This is a genomic window from Leclercia sp. LSNIH3 (genome assembly GCF_002935105.1).
GTDB lineage: Bacteria > Pseudomonadota > Gammaproteobacteria > Enterobacterales > Enterobacteriaceae > Enterobacter > Enterobacter adecarboxylatus.
In genome coordinates this window covers 3,288,513-3,309,212 of record NZ_CP026387.1, presented here as the reverse complement: position 1 = coordinate 3,309,212, position 20,700 = coordinate 3,288,513, and the positions used below count along the sequence as shown (strand labels likewise).

19 protein-coding genes are annotated in these 20,700 nt (G+C 54.5%); 11 read left to right on the top strand and 8 right to left on the bottom strand.

Features of this window, described 5'->3' with window-relative positions; all coding sequences use genetic code 11:
* The first annotated feature begins 162 nt into the window (after positions 1-162).
* Positions 163-1,200 (top strand): LacI family DNA-binding transcriptional regulator, encoded by a 1,038-nt coding sequence (locus C3F35_RS16135; RefSeq protein WP_103792588.1) that lies wholly within the window; start codon positions 163-165, stop codon positions 1,198-1,200.
* Here the strand turns inward: C3F35_RS16135 and lysA are convergent.
* Positions 1,170-2,432 carry a diaminopimelate decarboxylase gene (gene lysA / locus C3F35_RS16130; RefSeq protein WP_103792589.1) on the bottom strand — a complete coding sequence of 421 codons (1,263 nt, stop codon included), beginning with the start codon at positions 2,430-2,432 and terminating at the stop codon, positions 1,170-1,172. The two genes, C3F35_RS16135 and lysA, sit on opposite strands and share 31 nt — an antisense overlap.
* Before the next feature lie 120 nt (positions 2,433-2,552).
* On the opposite strand from lysA, the gene C3F35_RS16125 reads away from it, so the two are divergent.
* A complete protein-coding gene (locus C3F35_RS16125; RefSeq protein ID WP_103792590.1) occupies positions 2,553-3,491 on the top strand; it encodes a LysR family transcriptional regulator in 939 nt (312 codons plus the stop codon).
* Here C3F35_RS16125 and C3F35_RS16120 read toward each other — a convergent pair.
* Positions 3,478-4,170, bottom strand: a complete 693-nt coding sequence (locus C3F35_RS16120; RefSeq protein ID WP_103792632.1) for an aspartate/glutamate racemase — start codon at positions 4,168-4,170, stop codon at positions 3,478-3,480. The two genes, C3F35_RS16125 and C3F35_RS16120, sit on opposite strands and share 14 nt — an antisense overlap.
* Before the next feature lie 137 nt (positions 4,171-4,307).
* On the opposite strand from C3F35_RS16120, the gene C3F35_RS16115 reads away from it, so the two are divergent.
* The 6 genes from C3F35_RS16115 to C3F35_RS16090 all read left to right on the top strand — a co-directional run bounded on the left by C3F35_RS16115 (position 4,308) and on the right by C3F35_RS16090 (position 10,466).
* Positions 4,308-4,631 (top strand): cupin domain-containing protein, encoded by a 324-nt coding sequence (locus C3F35_RS16115; RefSeq protein ID WP_032613796.1) that lies wholly within the window; start codon positions 4,308-4,310, stop codon positions 4,629-4,631.
* Positions 4,632-5,043: 412 nt separating this feature from the next.
* Positions 5,044-5,934 (top strand): carbohydrate ABC transporter permease, encoded by an 891-nt coding sequence (locus C3F35_RS16110; protein ID WP_032613798.1) that lies wholly within the window; start codon positions 5,044-5,046, stop codon positions 5,932-5,934.
* Complete coding sequence (locus C3F35_RS16105; protein ID WP_032613800.1) at positions 5,927-6,829, top strand: carbohydrate ABC transporter permease; 903 nt, start codon at positions 5,927-5,929, stop codon at positions 6,827-6,829. The genes C3F35_RS16110 and C3F35_RS16105 overlap by 8 nt, the downstream gene beginning before the upstream one ends.
* Before the next feature lie 12 nt (positions 6,830-6,841).
* Positions 6,842-7,969: an ABC transporter ATP-binding protein gene (locus C3F35_RS16100; protein ID WP_032613802.1), complete on the top strand. Its 1,128-nt coding sequence runs from the start codon at positions 6,842-6,844 to the stop codon at positions 7,967-7,969.
* Between the two features lie 13 nt (positions 7,970-7,982).
* Positions 7,983-9,272, top strand: a complete 1,290-nt coding sequence (locus C3F35_RS16095; protein ID WP_032613804.1) for an ABC transporter substrate-binding protein — start codon at positions 7,983-7,985, stop codon at positions 9,270-9,272.
* A gap of 66 nt (positions 9,273-9,338) precedes the next feature.
* On the top strand, positions 9,339-10,466 hold the full coding sequence (locus C3F35_RS16090; RefSeq protein ID WP_103792591.1) for an oligogalacturonate lyase family protein: 1,128 nt from the start codon (positions 9,339-9,341) through the stop codon (positions 10,464-10,466).
* 93 nt (positions 10,467-10,559) lie between these two features.
* Here the strand turns inward: C3F35_RS16090 and araE are convergent, their stop codons facing one another.
* The 3 genes from araE to kduI form a co-directional block, all read right to left on the bottom strand.
* Entirely contained in the window at positions 10,560-11,993 is a 1,434-nt protein-coding gene (araE, locus tag C3F35_RS16085) for an arabinose-proton symporter AraE (protein WP_223263958.1), read from the bottom strand.
* Positions 11,994-12,289: 296 nt separating this feature from the next.
* Positions 12,290-13,051 (bottom strand): 2-dehydro-3-deoxy-D-gluconate 5-dehydrogenase KduD, encoded by a 762-nt coding sequence (gene kduD, locus C3F35_RS16080; RefSeq protein ID WP_103792592.1) that lies wholly within the window; start codon positions 13,049-13,051, stop codon positions 12,290-12,292.
* 62 nt (positions 13,052-13,113) lie between these two features.
* A complete protein-coding gene (gene kduI / locus C3F35_RS16075) occupies positions 13,114-13,950 on the bottom strand; it encodes a 5-dehydro-4-deoxy-D-glucuronate isomerase (RefSeq protein WP_103792593.1) in 837 nt (278 codons plus the stop codon).
* Between the two features lie 452 nt (positions 13,951-14,402).
* Here kduI and C3F35_RS16070 point away from each other — a divergent pair, with 452 nt between their 5' ends.
* Positions 14,403-15,578, top strand: a complete 1,176-nt coding sequence (locus C3F35_RS16070) for an oligogalacturonate lyase family protein (protein WP_103792594.1) — start codon at positions 14,403-14,405, stop codon at positions 15,576-15,578.
* Between the two features lie 143 nt (positions 15,579-15,721).
* On the opposite strand, the gene C3F35_RS16065 is transcribed toward C3F35_RS16070, so the two are convergent.
* Together C3F35_RS16065 and C3F35_RS16055 are read right to left on the bottom strand one after the other, a co-directional pair.
* Positions 15,722-16,405: a porin gene (locus tag C3F35_RS16065; protein ID WP_059307255.1), complete on the bottom strand. Its 684-nt coding sequence runs from the start codon at positions 16,403-16,405 to the stop codon at positions 15,722-15,724.
* Positions 16,406-16,733: 328 nt separating this feature from the next.
* Entirely contained in the window at positions 16,734-17,912 is a 1,179-nt protein-coding gene (locus C3F35_RS16055) for an acetyl-CoA C-acetyltransferase (RefSeq protein WP_032613822.1), read from the bottom strand.
* Positions 17,913-18,148: 236 nt separating this feature from the next.
* On the opposite strand from C3F35_RS16055, the gene C3F35_RS16050 reads away from it, so the two are divergent.
* On the top strand, positions 18,149-19,327 hold the full coding sequence (locus C3F35_RS16050; RefSeq protein ID WP_032613824.1) for a M20 aminoacylase family protein: 1,179 nt from the start codon (positions 18,149-18,151) through the stop codon (positions 19,325-19,327).
* Positions 19,328-19,341: 14 nt separating this feature from the next.
* Complete coding sequence (locus C3F35_RS16045) at positions 19,342-20,118, top strand: ABC transporter substrate-binding protein (protein WP_032613826.1); 777 nt, start codon at positions 19,342-19,344, stop codon at positions 20,116-20,118.
* Between the two features lie 14 nt (positions 20,119-20,132).
* Here the strand turns inward: C3F35_RS16045 and C3F35_RS16040 are convergent, their stop codons facing one another.
* Positions 20,133-20,660: a cupin domain-containing protein gene (locus C3F35_RS16040; protein WP_146054043.1), complete on the bottom strand. Its 528-nt coding sequence runs from the start codon at positions 20,658-20,660 to the stop codon at positions 20,133-20,135.
* Positions 20,661-20,700: the final 40 nt, after the last annotated feature.

Here is a 20,700-nt window from a genome sequence, read left to right as displayed (position 1 = left end):
CAGAGAGTAATTTATAATCACTTTGGTATGCCACTTTTACGTTGTCCGCGACCCGTTACCAGAAAGCGTGATCCTGATGGGGGTTTTGCCCCTCCCGTCCGGCTTATGCCCCTGAACGTCTGTGATAAACTTGCGAGCATAACGTGGAAGCAGGAAGAACAAATGGCAACAATGCTGGATGTCTCACTGCGCGCGGGCGTGTCGAAAGCCACGGTGTCGCGCGTACTGAACGGCACAGGTCAGGTCAAAGAGAGTACCCGTCAGCAGGTGTTTAACGCGATGGAAGAGCTGGGCTATCGCCCCAATTTTCTGGCGCGATCGCTGGCGAACCGGACCAGCAACAGCATTGGTCTGGTGGTCTCGACCTTTGACGGTTTTTACTTTGGCCGCCTGCTGCAGCAGGCCTCGCGTCAGACCGAAACGCACGGCAAACAGTTGATTGTCACCGACGGTCACGATACCCCGGAGCGGGAAGAGGAAGCGGTGCAGATGCTGGCCGATCGCCAGTGCGATGCCATCGTGCTTTATACCCGCTACATGAGCGAAAAAGCGATCATGAAGCTCATCAACAGCGTGCAGATGCCGCTTATCGCGATCAACCGCGACGTCAGCCAGGCCCGGGAACGCTGCGTGTTCTTCGAGCAGCAGTCGGCGGCCTTCAGTGCCGTGGAGTACCTGATAAGCCAGGGGCACCGGGAGATCGCCTGTATGACGGTGCCGATCCACACCCCCACCGGCAAGGCGCGACTGGCCGGCTATCGCAAGGCGCTGGAAAAGCACGGCATTCCCTGGGATGAGAACCGGGTAAAATATGGCGATTCGGGGATGACCCGCGGGTATGAGCTGTGTCAGGAGTTACTGAACGACAAGGTGCCGTTCAGCGCCCTGTTTGCCTGTAATGATGATATGGCTCTGGGAGCCTCGAAGGCGCTGCACCAGGCCGGGCTGCGCATTCCGCAGGACGTGTCGTTATTCGGGTTTGATGACGCGCCCTGCGCGAAGTGGCTGGAACCGGCGCTGTCTACCGTCTATCTGCCGATCGACAACATGATCACTACCGCTATCGATCAGGCGATCCGGCTGACTAAGAACGAGCCGATCGAAGCGATCCCGCCGTTTACCGGCACGCTGGTACTGCGCGATTCGGTGGCGACGGGACCCTGGTTCGATCAGAAGAGTTCGAGCGCGAGCAGTTCCTGAATGGTCTGGCGGCGGCGGATCAGCCGCGCCTCGCCCTTATCAAACAGCACTTCCGGCAGCAGCGGACGGCTGTTGTAGTTTGAGGACATCGACGCACCGTACGCGCCAGTATCGTGCAGCACCAGATAATCCCCCGGCACCACCTGCGGCAGTGCGCGGGTTTCCACTTTCCCGCCCTCCTGCTGGGTAAAGACATCCCCAGATTCGCACAGCGGCCCGGCCACCACCGTCTCCACCACCGGTGCCTGGGTTAAATCCCGGCCGTCCGCCGCCAGGGCGGTAATGTGGTGATAGCTGCCGTACATGGACGGACGCATCAGATCGTTAAAGCCCGCGTCGATCAGCACGAAGTGACGGCTCCCCATCGCTTTCACGCTGCGCACCTGGGCCACCAGCACGCCCGATTCCGCCACCAGGAAACGCCCCGGCTCGATCTCCAGCTTCACAGGGTGACCCAGATGGGCGGCAATTTTGTCTCGCGCGCCGTTCCATAAACCGAAGTAGTGATCGGTATCGATCGCCTCTTCCCCTTCGCGATACGGAATGGATAACCCACCGCCCGCGGAGATCGCCTCCAGATCCTGACCAAACTCAATCACCTGGCGCACCATCGCGCCACACACCTGCTCAAGGTGACCGTAATCCACGCCGGAGCCAATGTGCATGTGGATACCCACCAGCTTCAGGTTATAGCGCTGCAATACTTCCAGTGCCGCGGGCAGATCGCTGTACCAGATACCGTGTTTGCTGTTTTCGCCGCCGGTGTTGGTCTTCTGGCTATGACCGTGACCAAAGCCCGGATTGACGCGCAGCCAGACGCGATGGCCCGGCGATACCTGCCCCAGTTGCTCCAGCATATCCACCGAACCGGCGTTGACCGGGATCTGCAGCTCACGCACCCGGGCAAGGGTGGCGCTGTCGATCAGATCGGCGGTAAAGACGATGGAATCCTGGTCGGCCTGTGGATCGTAGCCCGCCGCCAGCGCACGCTCGATTTCACCGAGCGACACGGAGTCGACCCTGACGCCCTGCTCACGCATCAGGCGCAGAATGTGGATGTTGGAGCAGGCTTTCTGGGCAAAGCGCACCACGTCGAACTGATGCAGTGCCGCAATTTTGTCGCGGATAATCTGCGCGTCATAGACCCAGACCGGGCAGCCAAACTCCGCAGGCAGGCGCAGCAAATTGTTGGCGTTCAGATCGGTATCGGTGTTGTTCAGCGGGCGTGGCATGGTGCTCTCCGGGAAATCAATTTTTTATGATTACGCCACAGCCCGAAGAGAATAAAAAATATCGTTTTATCGGCAGTCTATGCAAAAATGATATGGATACGCGCAACCAGGTCGCCTTCCATGCCCGCAGTAAACTTACGCCATATTGAAATTTTCCACGCCGTGATGACCGCCGGAAACCTGACCGAAGCCGCGCGCCTGCTGCACACCTCGCAGCCGACGGTGAGCCGCGAGCTGGCGCGCTTCGAGAAGGTGATCGGCCTAACGCTGTTTGAGCGCACGCGCGGGCGGCTGCACCCCACCGTGCAGGGGTTACGGCTGTTTGAAGAGGTGCAGCGCTCCTGGTACGGGCTGGATCGCATCGTCAGTGCCGCCGACAGTCTGCGAGAATTTCGCCAGGGCGAGCTGTCTGTCGTCTGCCTGCCGGTCTTCTCCCAGTCGTTTTTGCCTGCCCTGCTGCAGCCGTTTCTCGCCCGCTACCCGGACGTGAATCTGACTATCGTCCCGCAGGAGTCGCCCCTGCTGGAGGAGTGGCTCTCGGCCCAGCGCCACGATCTGGGCCTGACCGAAACCCTCGCGACCCCGGCGGGTACCGCGCGTCACGAACTGCTGTCATTAGATGAAGTGTGCGTTTTGCCCGCCGGGCATCCGCTTGCCGCCAGAACGGTGCTGACGCCGGCAGACTTTCAGGGCGAGAACTACATCAGCCTGTCGCGCACCGACAGTTACCGGCAGTTGCTGGATACCCTGTTTGCCGAACATCAGGTGAAACGACGCATGGTGGTGGAGACGCACAGCGCCGCCTCGATCTGTGCGATGGTGCGGGCGGGAGTGGGGATATCAGTGGTGAATCCGCTGACGGCGCTGGATTATGCCGACAGCGGAATTGCGATCCGCCGGTTCAGTATTTCGGTGCCCTTTACGGTGAGCCTGATCCGCCCCCTGCACCGCCCGGCCTCGGCGCTGGTGGATGCCTTTAGCGCCCATTTGCAACAGGGCTTGAGCACCCTTATTGACCCGCTGGAGCGGCTTTTAACTTCGCCCGCTACGAAAGCATAAACGTCACCGCATCGGCGGCGTGGATCGCAGCGGTATCGAACACCGGGATCGGGCTTTCATCCGCCGGGATCAGCAGGCCGATCTCGGTGCAGCCAAAGATCACCCCCTGCGCCCCGCGATCGGCAAGCTTCTGGATAACGCTCAGGTAGTAGTGCCGTGATGCGTCGCTGAAGGTGCCGAGGCACAGCTCCTCAAAGATAATCTGATTGATACGCGCCCGATCTGCCTCGTCCGGGATCAGGCTCTCGATGCCGTACTGGTCCGTCAGCCTCCCGCGGTAGAAATCCTGTTCCATGGTGTAGCGGGTGCCGAGCAGCGCCACACGGTTCATGCCCGCTGCGGTAATGGCCCGCCCGGTGGCATCGGCGATATGCAGGAACGGCAGCGAGCAGCGCGCTTCAATCTGCCCGGCGACTTTGTGCATGGTATTGGTACAAAGCAGAATGGCCTCCGCCCCTGCTCCCTGCAAACCCAGCGCCGCCTCCGCCAGGATCGCGGCAGCCTTCTCCCAGTCACCGCTGGACTGGCAGGCTTCTATCTCATGAAAATCGACGCTGTGCAGCAGCAGGCTGGCCGAGTGTAATCCCCCCAGGCGCTGCTTCACCCCCTCGTTAATCAGACGGTAATACGGAATGGTGGATTCCCAACTCATTCCTCCCAACAGGCCAATCGTTTTCATCGCGCTCTCCTTTCCGGTTTTACCCAGTGAAGCAAACTTGTGATCGAGTTTCCAGTTCTCTGGTTTCACATTTCCTTTTACCCGGCACTGGGATAAATTAAATGAAACGGTGTTTCACTATATAACAGGATATGAGCATGTTTATTTTCCACAAAGAGACCACGCTTCAGGATTTGGGTAATGGCGTTTCACGTCGCATTCTGGCCCATGACGGCAAAATGATGGCGGTGGAAGTCAATTTCGAAGAGGGTGCCGTTGGCCCGATGCATAACCACCCGCACGAGCAGCTGACCTACGTATTATCCGGTGAATTCGAATTTACCATTGGTGAAGAGAAACATGTCGTCACTGCCGGAGACACGCTATATAAAGAGCCCCATGTCATGCACGGCTGCGTTTGCCTGAAGCCGGGCACTCTGCTGGATACCTTTACCCCGGTTCGTGAAGACTTCCTGAAATAATGAAAAGGCGATGCTTCGGCATCGCTTTTTTGGTCCGCGCCTTATGCCCCAATCATTCAACAAGTAAATTATATCCTCGCTACCTTATTTGTAGCCCCCCGCTTGCTACAAATGTTAGTAGTTTGTAACTGCCGCCGATAGTTTCCAGAATACGGGCGTAAAGTCCCTGTTTAACTGGTTTTTTCTCATCGCCTTTCTTCGCAAGCCGATAAAAATGCCACCCATCTCACCTTATTGAAACGCTGTTTCGACCGCGATCACATTTCCACTATTTATCGAATGACGTGGATTTAAATCGCAATAAAATAAATTAAAACGATGTTTTACAAATTGAAAACACCGGTTCATATGTTTTAAAAATGGCTCACCGCACAGATTCCGTTTTAAACCATTAATTACCAGGTAGGTATGTATGAATGAAAACAAGATGCTGGGGCTGGCGTGGATATCACCCTACATAATTGGGCTGATACTCTTCACCGCCTTCCCCTTCGTTTCATCGTTCTTCCTCAGTTTTACTGAGTACGATTTGATGAGCCCGCCGGTATTTAACGGCATTGAAAACTATCGCTACATGTTTACGGAAGATACCCTCTTCTGGAAATCCATGGGCGTGACCTTTGCCTACGTCTTTTTAACCATCCCATTGAAACTGGCCTTTGCGCTGGGAATTGCGTTTGTTCTGAACTTTAAACTGCGCGGCATCGGCTTCTTCCGTACGGCGTATTATATTCCGTCGATCCTCGGCAGCTCCGTCGCCATTGCCGTGCTGTGGCGCGCCCTCTTTGCCATTGATGGCCTGCTCAACAGCTTTATTGGCGTGTTCGGTTTTGACGCAGTGAACTGGCTTGGCGAACCCTCTTTGGCGCTGATGTCCGTGACGCTGCTGCGTGTCTGGCAGTTCGGCTCCGCGATGGTGATCTTCCTCGCCGCCCTGCAGAACGTTCCGCAGTCGCAGTATGAAGCCGCGATGATCGATGGCGCATCCAAATGGCAGATGTTCATGAAAGTCACCGTGCCGCTGATTACCCCGGTGATCTTCTTCAACTTCATCATGCAGACCACTCAGGCGTTCCAGGAATTTACCGGGCCGTATGTTATTACCGGCGGTGGACCAACCTACTCCACCTACCTGTTCTCACTGTACATCTACGACACCGCATTCAAGTACTTTGACATGGGTTACGGCGCTGCGCTGGCCTGGGTCCTGTTCCTGGTAGTTGCTGTCTTCGCCGCTATCGCCTTTAAGTCTTCGAAATACTGGGTGTTCTACTCCGCCGATAAGGGAGGCAAAAATGGCTGATATTCAACAACTCTCCACGGCGAGAAGCATCGCAGAACGTGAAGTGGCCCGGACGCTGCGTCGTGAAAAAATAAGCGCCAGCATTCGCTATGTGATCCTGCTGTTTGTCGGCCTGCTGATGCTCTATCCGCTGGTGTGGATGTTCTCGGCGTCGTTCAAACCGAACCACGAGATCTTCACCACCCTGAGCCTGTGGCCAGCCCATGCCACCTGGGACGGCTTTATCAATGGCTGGAAGACCGGGACCGAGTACAACTTCGGTCATTACATGCTGAACACCTTTAAGTATGTGATCCCGAAAGTGATCCTGACCATTATCTCCTCCACCATCGTGGCGTACGGCTTTGCCCGCTTCGAGATCCCGTGGAAGAAATTCTGGTTCGCGACGCTCATCACCACCATGTTGCTGCCAAGCACCGTGCTGCTGATCCCTCAGTATCTGATGTTCCGTGAAATGGGCATGCTGAACAGCTACATGCCGCTGTACCTGCCGCTGGCCTTCGCCACGCAAGGGTTCTTCGTCTTCATGCTGATCCAGTTCCTGCGCGGCGTACCGCGTGACATGGAAGAAGCCGCACAGATCGACGGCTGTAACTCCATCCAGGTGCTGTGGTACGTGGTAGTGCCGATCCTGAAACCGGCCATCATCTCTGTCGCACTGTTCCAGTTTATGTGGTCAATGAACGACTTTATCGGGCCGCTGATTTACGTCTACAGCGTGGATAAATACCCGATTGCACTGGCTCTGAAAATGTCCATCGACGTCACCGAAGGTGCGCCGTGGAACGAAATTCTGGCAATGGCGAGCATCTCCATTCTGCCATCCATCATTGTCTTCTTCCTGGCACAGCGCTACTTCGTACAGGGCGTAACCAGCAGCGGAATTAAAGGTTAAGAGGGAAATATCATGGCTGAAGTTATTTTCAACAAACTGGAAAAGGTTTACTCCAACGGCTTCAAAGCGGTACATGCTATCGACCTGAAAATCGCTGAAGGTGAGTTCATGGTGATCGTCGGCCCATCCGGCTGCGCGAAGTCCACCACCCTGCGTATGCTGGCCGGCCTTGAGACCATCAGCGGCGGCGAAGTGCGTATCGGCGACAAGATCGTCAATAACCTCGCGCCGAAAGAGCGTGGGATTGCGATGGTATTCCAGAACTATGCGCTCTACCCACACATGACCGTGCGTGAAAACCTGGCCTTTGGCCTGAAGCTGAGCAAGCTGCCGAAAGCGCAGATTGAGGCTCAGGTTAACGAAGCGGCCAAGATCCTGGAACTGGATGAGCTGCTGGACCGTCTGCCGCGCCAGCTCTCCGGTGGTCAGGCCCAGCGTGTGGCCGTAGGCCGTGCGATCGTGAAAAAGCCGGACGTGTTCCTGTTCGATGAACCGCTGTCTAACCTCGATGCCAAACTGCGTGCTTCGATGCGTATCCGTATCTCTGACCTGCACAAGCAGCTGAAGGCCTCCGGCAAACCGGCAACCACGGTCTACGTGACGCACGATCAGACCGAAGCGATGACCATGGGCGACCGCATCTGCGTGATGAAGCTCGGCCACATCATGCAGGTGGATACCCCGGATAACCTGTACCACAAACCGAAAAACATGTTCGTTGCTGGCTTTATCGGCTCGCCGGAGATGAACATCCGCGCCAGCAAGCTGGTGGAACAGGATGGCCAGCTCTCCCTGACCATCGGCAACCAGACCATGCCGTTAAGCCCGGAGCTGAAAGAGAAAGTCGCCAGCTACGTCAATCAGGATATTTTCTACGGTATTCGTCCTGACTTCGTCTCGATCTCTGATGAGCCTTTCGCGCAGGGCTGCTGCAGCGGCGAGATGGTTCGCGCCGAAAACATGGGACATGAATTCTTCGTTTACCTGAAAGTTGGCGAGTATGAACTGACTGCCCGAATTCCTTCCGATGAAGCTAAACCTATGATCAACAAGGGCCTTCACCGTCAGGTGTACTTTAAGTTTGATATGAATAAGTGTCATATTTTTGACGCGAAAACTGAACAGAACATCTCTCTCTAATGGAGTTATAAAAATGAAAAAAGTGCTTTTAAGCGCCGTTATCTCCGCTACTTTTGGAATGAGTGCCCTACCCACTTTTGCTGCGGATAGCACAGATTTGCGTATGTCCTGGTGGGGCGGCAATGGCCGTCACCAGGTCACACTGAAGGCTCTGGAAGAGTTCCACAAACAGAACCCGGATATTAACGTTAAGGCGGAATACACCGGCTGGGACGGTCACCTGTCACGCCTGACCACGCAGATTGCGGGCGGCACCGAGCCGGACGTGATGCAGACCAACTGGAACTGGCTGCCGATCTTCTCCAAAACCGGCGACGGCTTCTACGACCTGAACAAAATGAAGGACGTGATCGATCTGACGCAGTTCGATCCGAAAGAGCTGCAGTCCACCACCGTGAACGGCAAGCTGAACGGGATCCCGATCTCCGTGACCGCGCGCGTGTTCTACTTCAATGATGAAGCCTGGAAAAAAGCGGGCGTTGAATACCCGAAAACCTGGGATGAGCTGAAAGCGGCCGGTAAAGCCTTCGAGAGCAAACTGGGCAAACAGTATTATCCGGTGGTCCTGGAGCACCAGGATACCCTGGCGCTGCTGAACTCCTACATGATCCAGAAGTACAACATCCCGGCGGTAGACGAGAAAACGAAGAAATTCTCCTACAGCAAAGAGCAGTGGGTTGAGTTCTTCCAGACCTATAAAAATCTGGTGGATAGCCACGTAATGCCGGACACCAAGTACTATGCGTCGTTCGGTAAGAGCAACATGTACGAGATGAAGCCGTGGATCGAGGGTGAATGGGGCGGAACCTACATGTGGAACTCCACCATCAAGAAATACTCCGACAACCTGAAGCCACCTGCGAAGCTGGAGCTGGGTAGCTACCCAATGCTGCCGGGTGCAACGGATGCCGGTCTGTTCTTCAAACCAGCCCAGATGCTCTCTATCGGTAAATCCACCAAGAACCCGGAAGCGGCAGCGAAAGTCATCAACTTCCTGCTGAACAGCAAAGAAGGCGTTGAGACGCTGGGTCTGGAGCGTGGCGTGCCGCTGAGTAAAGTGGCGGTGAAATACCTGACCGAAAACGGCACCATCAAAGAGGACGATCCGGCGGTTTCCGGCCTGCGTCTGGCGCAGTCCCTGCCTGCCAAACTCTCCGTATCGCCATACTTTGACGATCCGCAGATCGTGGCTCAGTTCGGCACCTCCCTGCAGTACATCGACTACGGCCAGAAAACCGTGGAAGAGACTGCCGCTGACTTCCAGCGTCAGGCTGAACGTATCCTGAAACGCGCAATGCGCTAATTAGCTTAGGTTATCAATACCCTACCGTTCTGCGGTGGGGTATTTTTTTATCTGAAGGAACATACAATGAAAGGAAAAATCATCCCCCTGAACTTCCGTACCCGTCAGGACAGCCAGACCGGCCACACCGTGATACGCATGACGCCCCCACACATTATTTGTCATCGTAATTACTTCTATCAGAAATGCTTTACCCGCGAGGGTAGCAAGATCCTTTTTGGTGGCGCCTTTGAGGGGCACTGGAACTACTATCTGTTAGATATCGGCCAACAGCAGGCAACCCAACTGACCGACGGCGCCGGGGATAACACCTTTGGCGGTTTTCTCTCTGAGGATGACCAGTCCCTTTGGTACGTGAAAAACAGCCGCGAACTGCGCCGCGTGGATCTCCATAGCCTGGAAGAGTATGTGGTGTATGAGGTCGATGAGGAGTGGGTGGCCTACGGTACCTGGGTGGCTAACTCGGACTGCACGAAGCTGGTGGGTATCGAAATCAAGAAAAGCGACTGGCAGCCGCTCACCGACTGGAGCAAGTTCCGCGCGTTTTACTTTACTAACCCGGAATGCCGCCTGATCAACATCGATCTGCACACCGGCGAACGGCAGGTGATTTTGCAGGAAAAACGCTGGCTCGGGCATCCGATTTACCGGCCATTCGACGACAATACCGTGGCGTTTTGCCATGAAGGCCCGCGCGATGCGATCGATGCACGCATGTGGCTGATTAATCAGGACGGCAGCAACCTGCGCAAGGTGCGCCAGCATGACGCGGGCGAGAGTTTTACCCACGAATTCTGGGTGCCAGATGGCTCGGCGCTCTATTACGTGGCGCACAAAGAGAACGATCCGCAGCGCTATCTGTTCAGCGCCGATCCCGCGACGCTGGAAAACCGCCAGCTGATGGCGATCCCACCCTGTTCCCACCTGATGAGCAACCACGACGGCTCGCTGATTGTGGGCGATGGTGCCCCGCACAATACCGGCGATATTAGCCTCAACGATCCCTTTATCTGGGTGTTCGACATTAAAAACGGGACGCAAAAAGCCATCTGCCAGCACAATACCAGCTGGAAAGTGCTGGATGGCGATCGCCAGGTGACGCATCCGCATCCATCGTTTTCACCGGATAATAAGTGGGTGCTGTATACCTCCGACGAAGAAGGGATGCCAGCCCTGTATCTCGCGCAGGTGTAAAAAAAGCCGGGTGGCGGCTACGCCCTCCCGGCCTACGAATAAAGGCTTTTGACCCTCCAGGCCCGGCGAGCGGCGCGCCGCCGGGCATTATCCTTACACGCCAATGTTTCTTAACTTCTCCCCGGCCATCAGCTTGCGCTCGATGTGCTCCAGGGTGACACCTTTGGTTTCTGGAATCAGCCAGAAGGTGATGCCAACAAATGCCACGTTCAGCACCGTATAGAGCCAGAAAGTTCCCGCAGCACCGATAGAATCCAGCAAGGTCAGGAAGGTGGCCCCAATGATCATGTTCGACACCCAGTTGGTGGTGGTGGAACAGGTGATCCCGAAGTCGCGGCATTTCAGGGGCTGAATTTCAGAGCACAGGATCCACACTACCGGGGCCGCACTCATCGCGTAACCCGCAATGCACATCATGGTCATTCCCACAGACAGCCAGGATAAGCTGCTGGACGCCGTACCGTTATCAAACTGCATCAGGCAATAGCCGAGGATCAGCGTCCCCAGCGCCATTACGCTAAAACCAATCTTGAGGGCTGGTTTACGGCCTGCTTTATCGACGGTAAAGACCGCAATGAAGGTGGCAAACATAAATGTCAGCCCAACCACCAGCGTGGCGATCATCTGTTGTTCGGTCGTTGTGAACCCGGCCATTTTGAAAATACGGGGGGCGTAATACATGATGATGTTCATGCCGGTAAACTGCTGCATCGCCTGCAACAGCATGCCGAGAAATACCGCGCGACGGACGTTGCGGTTTATTTTGAATAAGGACCAGCCCCCCTGTTTCAGCTTGAGGCTTTCACGGATCTCATTCAGCTCTTCACGCGCTTTTTCAGAGGTATCGCGCAGCATCCGCAGCACTTCTTCCGCCTCGACGTGACGCCCTTTCTGCGCCAGCCAGCGTGGGCTGTTGGGCAAAAAGATCACCAGCACAATCAGCAGTACCGCCGGTAATGCCAGTACACCCAGCATTGCACGCCAGTTGCCGCTGTAGCTGAAATAGGTATCAGACAGAAAGGCCAGCACGATACCCAGCGTCACCATCAGCTGGTACATGCTGATCATTTTTCCGCGCACGTTTTCGCTCGCCATTTCCGAGAGATAAAGCGGCGCGGTGTAGGACGCAATCCCCACGGCCACGCCCAGCAGCACGCGAGAAAGCAGTAAAGCTTCAACCCCTGTGGCAAACGCGGAGCCTAATGAACCCGCCACAAACAGAATGGCACCCACCATCAGGCTGTATTTTCGGCCGAGACGGAACGAGAGCCAGCCATTGAACAAGGCACCCACTGCTGCGCCCAGCATCATGCTGCTCACCACCCACTCCTGCAGGCGATTACTCAGCGTAAAGTGATCGGTGATAAAAGGTAACGCACCGGCAATAACGCCGATGTCCAGCCCAAACAGTAAACCGGCTACCGCCGCGGAAACAGAAACAAACATGTTCATCCTTCGGGTATCACGAAGGGCGCGGGGCATAAAGGTAGAGTCGTTAATAGATGTCATATTTTCCTGCCTGAACAGCGTAAGACGTTAAATGAAATTACGAGAAACCCTGAAAAAGTGTCAGGTCGTATAACGTGAAAATATGGATTTATTGGCTGGCAGAGGGCGATCTGTGATGGACATTACACTTTAAAACAAAGATGAAGATTCACCACTTTTAGTTAACAAGATGATTTATATGAATTAAAAATGTGATACACGTCATTTTCGTAGAAGGACTATGGATTTTTCTCTTTTATTGATATGGACAATGACTAATTCAGGGCAAAAAAAACCTCCGCCCGGGGGCAGAGGTCTTTTGGCAGGGGCGAGAATTAACGCGCCAGCCAGCCACCGTCAACGGCAACGGTGTAGCCGTTGATGTAATCAGATGCGCTGGAAGCCAGGAACACAACCGGCCCCATCAGATCGCTTGGCAGACCCCAACGACCCGCCGGGATACGCTCGAGGATCGCTGCGCTACGCTCTTCGTCTGCACGCAGCTGCTGGGTGTTGTTGGTCGCCATGTAACCCGGTGCGATGGCGTTCACGTTGATGTTGTGCTGCGCCCATTCGTTCGCCAGCAGGCGGGTAACGCCCATTACGCCGCTTTTTGACGCGGTGTAAGAAGGCACACGGATGCCGCCCTGGAAGGAGAGCATGGAGGCGATGTTGATGATTTTGCCGCCGTTGCCCTGCGCGATAAAGTGTTTCGCTGCTGCCTGAGACATGAAGAACACGCTCTTGATGTTCAGGTTCATGACGTCATCCCAGTCCTGCTCGCTGAAGTTGATTGCGTCTTCACGACGGATCAGACCTGCGTTGTTAACCAGAATGTCGATTTTACCGAACTCAGCTACCGCACGCTCCAGCAGCTCAGGGATGGCATCGATTTTACGCAGGTCAGCGGTCAGGCTCAGGAAACGACGGCCCAGCGCGGTCACACGCTCAATGGTCTCCTGCGGCTCAACGATGTTGATCCCGACGATATCACAGCCAGCTTCCGCCAGACCCACTGCCATACCCTGGCCCAGACCGGTATCACAACCGGTGACGACCGCAACTTTACCTTGCAGAGAAAATGCATCCAGAATCATTTTTTATCCTTTATCTTTCAGCGCCTGAACGAACAGGCAAGTTTATGCTTAACTGTCCGCGACTAGCGCAGATCCTTAACGGCAACATGGTCCATATCATCGAAGACCTGGTTTTCACCCACCATGCCCCAGATGAAGGTGTAGGCACGCGTACCCACGCCAGAGTGAATAGACCAGCTTGGCGAGATCACCGCCTGCTCGTTATGCATGACGATATGGCGAGTTTCCTGCGGCTGTCCCATCATGTGGAATACACAGGCGTCCTCTTCCATATTGAAGTAGAAGTACACTTCCATGCGGCGCTCGTGGGTGTGGCACGGCATGGTGTTCCACAGGTTGCCCGGCTCCAGCTCGGTCAGGCCCATGCTGAGCTGGCAGGTTTCCAGCACATCAGGAACGAAGTATTTGTTGATGGTGCGACGGTTGCTGGTGAGGTTGTCACCCAGGATGACCGGAGAGACCTCTGCCGGGGTCACTTTTTTGGTTGGATAGGTGGTGTGTGCCGGGGCGCAGTTGTAGTAGAACTTCGCCGGTTTGCCGCTATCGACGCTGGCAAAGACCACTTCCTGCGCGCCTTTTCCGACGTACAGGGCATCGCGATGGCCGATCTCATAGCACTGACCGTCAACGGTGATGGTGCCCGGGCCGCCAATGTTAATCACGCCCAGCTCACGACGCTCCAGGAAGAAGCTGACGCCAAGCTGCTTGCCCACTTCGCCCCCAACAGAGACCGTTTTTGCCACCGGCATGATGCCGCCAACAATGATGCGGTCAATGTGGCTGTACACCATGGTGTACTCATCCGCGACAAACACTTTCTCGACTAAAAACTCATCGCGCAGTCCCTGGGTATCCAGCGTTTTTGCATGCGCGCTGTGGATGCTTTGTCTGACTTCCACATTAACCTCCAGAATTTATCGGCCCCGAAGGCCTGGATAATTAACAAAACGGTGTTCCGTTTTCATGATGGGCACATATTATCTGCTGTGAAATGGGTTTTCAATTACATTTAAAACGATGTTTCACTTTTTCTGTCAGTTAATCTCAAAATTGCAGTTGCGATCACGATTGTCAGGGAGTTGACATCGCGTTGTTTAAACGATTTTTTAACCGCACATTTTTAATTTTCAAATTTAACAACAGGTTAATAAAGAAAAAAAGCGATACCGATATGATACAAATCTGAACAGATATAAAGAGGATGATGATTTTGCGGGCTTTTTCTTCAGAAGTGCGCCACCAGTCACACACACTGAAACGATGTTTTGATAATTTAACACCCAGTTTTTAAACTCATATTATACCGAGTGAACCGCAGGGAAATCCTGCCGTCGAATTCAAGGAGCGCATTATGGCAAAAGGCATGCGGGTCAAACTGAACTATGATGTCAGTCGCGACCCGGATACAGGTGTGGAAGTAACCCGCCTGACACCACCTGAAGTTACTTGTCATCGTAACTACTTCTATCAAAAATGCTTTTTCAACGACGGTAGCCATCTGCTGTTTGCCGGTGAATTCGATGGCCACTGGAACTACTATCTGCTGGATCTGGAAAAGGCCGAAGCGGTGCAGTTAACCGAAGGCACGGGCGATAACACTTTTGGCGGTTTCCTGTCACCGGATGATAAATCGCTCTACTACGTTAAGAATGATCGCACTCTGCGGGAAGTCAATCTGACCACCTTTGAGGAACGCGAAGTCTATCGCGTCAGCGATGACTGGGTCGGCTACGGTACATGGGTTGCCAACTCAGACTGCACTAAACTGGTCGGCATCGAAATTGCGAAAAGTGACTGGACGCCGCTGAACGACTGGCAAATCTTCCATGATTTCTTCCATAAAGGCCCACACTGCCGCCTGCTGCGCGTCTATCTGCAGACCGGTGAAAGCAGCGTGATCCACGAAGAGAAAAACTGGCTCGGCCACCCTATCTACCGTCCGTTTGACGACAACACCGTCGCGTTCTGTCATGAAGGCCCACACGATCTGGTGGATGCCCGTATGTGGATGGTCAACGAAGATGGCAGCAACGTGCGCAAGGTAAAAGAGCATGCGGAAGGTGAAAGCTGCACCCATGAGTTCTGGGTACCGAACGGCTCGGCGCTGGTGTATGTCTCTTACCTGAAAGGTGAGCAAGGCCGTACCGTGTATAGCTTCAACCCGGACACTGGCGAAAACAGCGCGGTAATGAAAATGCCGGCCTGTTCGCACCTGATGAGTAACTTTGACGGCACCCTCCTGGTAGGCGATGGTTCCGGTACGCCGGTAGATGTGAAGGACACCAGCGGTTACACCATCGACAACGATCCTTATCTCTATGCATTCGACGTGGCGAAGAAGGCTTACTTCCGTATCGCCCGCCACGATACCTCCTGGGCAACCGTGGCGAACAGCCGCCAGGTTACCCATCCGCATCCATCCTTTACCCCGGATGATAAAGCGGTACTGTTTAGCTCCGATAAAGACGGTAAACCGGCTCTTTATATTGCGAAGCTTCCTGAGCAACCTGAACTGTTGCGTGAATAAATGTTTGTGTTTGTGTTCCTGTAACTGGCCTTGCCCTCCTTATGGAGGGCTTTTTTTTATCTGTGTATGGCTTCAGCAATAAATCGCAGACATAAAAAAACCGGCTCTTTCGAGCCGGTTAATCCCGGAGATACTGTTTATTATTAGAAGGAATAAGCTACACCGACACGGAGACGGGTCTGACGCTCATCGGTCTCTTTCACACCAATGTTGCCCACTTCACCATACGGGGCCCAGTTTTTGTCGATTTTATACGCCAGCTTGACGTTATATTCCTGGGAATAATCTTTGTTGTTATTACGGATAGTGCCTTCGGTGCTTTTCGCGTATACGTAGTTAAGCTCGGTACGCCAGTCGCCCATCACCCAGCCAACCCATGCATCGCCACGGTTAACTTTATCGTCGTCCTTATCGGCACTTGACGGATAACGGGTGTAGTCATAACGATAACGCGCGGCGACGTAGAAGCCATTATCAAAGCTATATTGCGCATGCAGATACGGTTTATAAATGGTGAAACTGTCTTTACTTTCAACCGTAAAGCCTGGGGTTAAGGCAATATTCGGGGTTGCTTTCCAGCGCCAGCTGATCTGATCTTCGTGACCATTACCGACCACATCCGAAAAGGGTTGGTCAGCCTTATCGCCACCGGATTTCCATTTTGCTTCTACTGAAAAACCAAAACCATTTTCAAAACGGTGCGAAACTGACGCGCGGTCTGCGTTCGTGCCGGTATCAATATATTCGTGACGCAGATCCACGGTGACAGCCTGAGCTGCGAAAGAAGCGCCAATAAGTGAAGCAAGGACCAGAGATTTCTTAAACATGGAATAACCCTCGTTTAAAATGATGTTTCGTTTTTATGGAATTGCATTTTATTTTTTTAAATACGTAATTTTAGTGATCGCGATCGTAATTATTTGTTTCATTTTTTTTGGCAAAGTCAGGCGTGAGCAATATCAACAAAAGAGGGGTTTTAAGCGGAATTTAACGGATCGGGATCACACTAAAATCTTATTTTTGATTCAGCGAATGCATTAATTATTTTGAGGGTGTTTGAGAATTTACTTACAAGGGTAAAAATATGACGCGGCTCACAAACAAATAAGCCTCCACGATGGGAGGCTTATTGGGGTTGATATATATCAAAACATATTATCGTTCTATTGCTAAGGCCACGCCCTGCCCGCCGCCAATACACAGCGTCGCCAGCCCTTTACGGGCATCGCGTTTCACCATCTCATGCACCAGCGAGACCAGAATACGGCAGCCTGACGCGCCGATGGGGTGTCCCAGCGCAATCGCCCCGCCATTGACATTGACCCGGCGCTCATCCCACTCCAGCATTTTGCCCACCGACAGCGCCTGAGCAGCAAAGGCTTCGTTCACTTCGATCAGATCGACATCCGCCAGCTGCCACCCTGCCCGCTCCAGACAGCGACGCGTGGCATGCACCGGCGCGATTCCCATTAAAGCAGGATCCACGCCAACGCTGGCAAAGGCTTTAATGCGCGCCAGCACCGGCAGGTTCAGCGCTTCAGCTTTACTCTCGCTCATCATCATCACCGCGGCGGCGCCGTCGTTGATGGAAGAAGCATTCCCGGCGGTGACCGAACCGGTGATATCAAAGGCAGGATTGAGTAACGCCAGCCCTTCGGCGCTGGTGTCGGTGCGCGGCTGTTCATCGGTATCGACCAGCAGTGGCTCACCGTTCTGCTTCTGCGCGTTAACCGGGACAATCTCATCCCGGAAGCGGCCTGCGTCGATGGCGGCCCGGGCCTTCTGCTGCGAGCTAAGCGCATAGGCGTCCTGCCTTTCACGGGAGATACCATATTCTCGTGCCAGGTTTTCAGCCGTGACGCCCATATGGTAATCGTTGAAAGCATCCCATAGCCCGTCATGCACCAGGCTGTCGATAAGCTGGCTGTTGCCCAGTTGAGCACCCGTGCGGCTATCGGTCAGGACGTGCGGCGCACGGCTCATATTCTCCTGGCCGCCGGCGATCACCACATCCGCTTCACCGCACTGGATCGCCTGGGTTGCCAGGTGCAGCGCCTTCAGCCCGGAGCCACACACGTCGTTGATGGTAATCGCAGAGACAGTGTTGGGTAAGCCACCTTTAAGCGCGGCCTGACGGGCCGGGTTTTGCCCGGCTCCGGCGGTCAGCACCTGACCGAGGATCACCTCGTCGATCTCGTGGGCCTCAACGCCACTGCGCTCCACCAGCGCGCGAACCACCACGCTGCCCAGATCTACCGCCGAGTGGCGTGAGAGCGCTCCCTGGAAACAGCCAATTGCTGTGCGCAACGCACCCACTATCACGACGTCTTTCATCTCAACCTCTGCGCAAAATGACACCGCACATAGTAGAGGATTGTTATCAACTAATGATGTAATTGTTTAAAAATAGTGAGTTTTATCACAAAGCATCGCGTGGGTGTGGGCCGGGGCTGCCGTATGCATTCACGCCAATTATGATTTTCACGGTAATTATTAGATAACTCATTGGCATTGGGACGGCGCGGCGATAAGTTAGGAGATGCAAACACGCGTTAACACTGGAGTAACAAATGTCCGACTGTATCATTCCAGAAATAAAAGAATCAGAAGACGAAATCATCGCCATCCGCCGTCATTTACATGCCAACCCTGAATTAAGCCTCGAAGAGTTTAATACCAGTAATCTGGTTGCCCGCCAGCTGGAAGGCTGGGGTTATCAGGTGACCCGGGAGATCGGGAAAACCGGCGTTGTCGGCTCGCTCAGCAAAGGCCAGGGCAGCAAATCCATTGGCCTGCGCGCCGATATGGACGCCTTACCCATCTTCGAAGCCACCAATTTACCCTGGGCCAGTACCGTGCCGGGTAAAATGCACGCCTGCGGTCACGACGGCCACACGGCGATTTTACTGGCTGCGGCGAAATATATCGCCTCTGATGCCTGCCAGTTTAATGGCACCGTACACCTTATTTTTCAGCCTGCCGAAGAAGCAATTGGCGGCGCTGATTTAATGATTAAAGACGGGCTGTTTGACCGCTTCCCCTGCGATCGTATTTTTGCCCTGCACAATATGCCTTATCTGCCGACCGGTAAGTTTGGCTTCTATGAAGGCAACTTTATGGCCTCTGCCGATACCGTGAAAATTACCCTGCAAGGGTACGGTGGGCATGGCGCACACCCGGAACGTACCGTGGATCCGATTGTCACCGGGGCCGCCCTGATCATGTCCCTGCAGAGCATTGTGGCGCGTAACGTGCCGCCGGGTGAAACCGCCGTGGTGACCGTAGGGACTTTCCAGGCGGGCATTGCCTCCAACGTGATCCCGGACAGCGCGGTGATGGAACTGACGGTGCGTTCAATGAAGCCGGAGATCCGCGACCTGCTGATCCGCCGCATTCAGGAGCTTACCGATTTCACCGCCCGCAGCTACGGCGCCACCAGCGAAGTGGAGATCTATGACTCCTACCCGGTACTGGTGAACGATGCCGAGCAGACTGCCTTCGCCCGCCAGCTGGCCGTCGAATTTTTTGGTGAAGATGCGGTACTCGACAGCGTCTCGCCGTCCAACGGCAGTGAAGATTTCGCCTTTATGCTCCAGCAACGTCCGGGCAGCTATTTCCTGCTCGGCAACGGCGAGAAAGGGGAAAAAGGCGGCTGCATGGTGCATAACCCCGGCTACGACTTCAATGATGAGATCATCACGACCGGGGCCTCCTTCTTTGCTCGTCTGGTTGAAAACTACTGCCGTTAAAACAGGGATCTGAAATGAAAAAATACCTTTTACCGCTGGTCGCGTTACTGGCAGCGTCGTCTGCTTTTGCAGCCGAGACGAAAGAGCTGCGTTTTGGCGTAGATCCCACCTTTGCACCCTTCGAGTCGAAAAACCCGCAGGGCGAGGTGGTCGGTTTTGATATTGATTTGGGCAATGCCATTTGTCAGCAGCTACAGGCCAAATGCGTCTGGGTTGAAAGCAACTTCGACGGCATTATTCCGTCCCTGAAGGCGCGTAAATTTGATGCCATCCTCTCTGGGATGTACATCACTGAGAAACGTAAAGAGCAGATTGCCTTCAGCGATAAAATTTACAGCGGCCCGGCCTTCCTGGTGGCGCGTAAAAACAGCCTTACCAGCGCCAGCGTGGATCAGCTGAAAGGGAAAACCATCGGCGTGGAGCAAGGTTCCGCTCAGGAAACCTATGCTAATGAACAGTGGCGCGGCAAGGGTGTCAACGTCGTGGCCTATCAGGGCGCTGACCAGGTGATACGCGACCTCGAATCCGGGCGTATTGACGGCGCGGTGCTCTCCGGGGTGATGGCGGAATACAGCTTCCTCAACAAACCGCAGGGGAAAGATTTCGCCTTTGTTGGCGGCGCGCTCCAGGACGATGCGCTGTTTGGTGCCGGGGCAGCCATTGGTCTGCGCAAAGAGGATGATCAGCTGCGCCAGGAGCTGAACGGGGCGATCGCGGCGATCCTGGCCGACGGAACCTACAAAAAGCTTGCTGCCAAATACTTTAGTTTTGATATTTATACCGGCAAGTAATGCTATCCCGCCCTTCACGGGCTGAAGGGCGGGGTTTTCCAGAACTGGGTTAAGGGGAGCGAGTTGCCATTCACCGGATCCTGCTCAGGAAACGGCAGCGAGACGATACGCGACAGGACTGCGGGCGTCGCCGCCTGCTTACACAGATCGAACTCCATACCCGGCGGATAAGCGCCCACTACCTGAAAATCGAGCGTCGCCGATAAGCGGCAGTGTCCGGTTCCCGCAGGCAATAAAAGGGCGTCCCCGGCTTCGACCTCCACCTCTTCTCCCCCAGGACCGCCGATGACCAGGCGCGCCGCGCCGCGGGAAACCCCCAGGACTTCATGCGCAGTGGAGTGGTAATGGTGATAATCAAAAATCCCATCGCGCCACTGAGGCGGCCAGCCATTGTCGGCAAACCGTTGTTCAAACTGACTGGCAAAATCGCCATCCGTTACTGCCCCTTTATAAATCAGCACCGGCAGATGGGGATTATTCGGCACCCAGTCTTTTGACGAGAGCATCAACACCCGGGGCGTTATCTGGTTGTTAGCGGCCATGTCTCTTCTCAGTCGGTTAATTTACCCCATTCAGTGTAGA

Excerpts from the sequence above, each read along its gene's own strand:
- C3F35_RS16065 (WP_059307255.1), bottom strand. The coding sequence starts at position 16,405 with ATGTTTAAGAAATCTCTGGTCCTTGCTTCACTTATTGGCGCTTCTTTC.
- kduD (WP_103792592.1), bottom strand. The coding sequence starts at position 13,051 with ATGATTCTGGATGCATTTTCTCTGCAAGGTAAAGTTGCGGTCGTCACC.
- C3F35_RS16105 (WP_032613800.1), top strand. The coding sequence starts at position 5,927 with ATGGCTGATATTCAACAACTCTCCACGGCGAGAAGCATCGCAGAACGT.
- C3F35_RS16125 (WP_103792590.1), top strand. The coding sequence starts at position 2,553 with ATGCCCGCAGTAAACTTACGCCATATTGAAATTTTCCACGCCGTGATG.
- C3F35_RS16070 (WP_103792594.1), top strand. The coding sequence starts at position 14,403 with ATGGCAAAAGGCATGCGGGTCAAACTGAACTATGATGTCAGTCGCGAC.
- C3F35_RS16120 (WP_103792632.1), bottom strand. The coding sequence starts at position 4,170 with ATGAAAACGATTGGCCTGTTGGGAGGAATGAGTTGGGAATCCACCATT.
- C3F35_RS16110 (WP_032613798.1), top strand. The coding sequence starts at position 5,044 with ATGAATGAAAACAAGATGCTGGGGCTGGCGTGGATATCACCCTACATA.
- C3F35_RS16045 (WP_032613826.1), top strand. The coding sequence starts at position 19,342 with ATGAAAAAATACCTTTTACCGCTGGTCGCGTTACTGGCAGCGTCGTCT.
- C3F35_RS16040 (WP_146054043.1), bottom strand. The coding sequence starts at position 20,660 with ATGGCCGCTAACAACCAGATAACGCCCCGGGTGTTGATGCTCTCGTCA.
- C3F35_RS16050 (WP_032613824.1), top strand. The coding sequence starts at position 18,149 with ATGTCCGACTGTATCATTCCAGAAATAAAAGAATCAGAAGACGAAATC.
- C3F35_RS16115 (WP_032613796.1), top strand. The coding sequence starts at position 4,308 with ATGTTTATTTTCCACAAAGAGACCACGCTTCAGGATTTGGGTAATGGC.
- C3F35_RS16095 (WP_032613804.1), top strand. The coding sequence starts at position 7,983 with ATGAAAAAAGTGCTTTTAAGCGCCGTTATCTCCGCTACTTTTGGAATG.
- C3F35_RS16090 (WP_103792591.1), top strand. The coding sequence starts at position 9,339 with ATGAAAGGAAAAATCATCCCCCTGAACTTCCGTACCCGTCAGGACAGC.
- lysA (WP_103792589.1), bottom strand. The coding sequence starts at position 2,432 with ATGCCACGCCCGCTGAACAACACCGATACCGATCTGAACGCCAACAAT.
- C3F35_RS16100 (WP_032613802.1), top strand. The coding sequence starts at position 6,842 with ATGGCTGAAGTTATTTTCAACAAACTGGAAAAGGTTTACTCCAACGGC.
- C3F35_RS16055 (WP_032613822.1), bottom strand. The coding sequence starts at position 17,912 with ATGAAAGACGTCGTGATAGTGGGTGCGTTGCGCACAGCAATTGGCTGT.
- C3F35_RS16135 (WP_103792588.1), top strand. The coding sequence starts at position 163 with ATGGCAACAATGCTGGATGTCTCACTGCGCGCGGGCGTGTCGAAAGCC.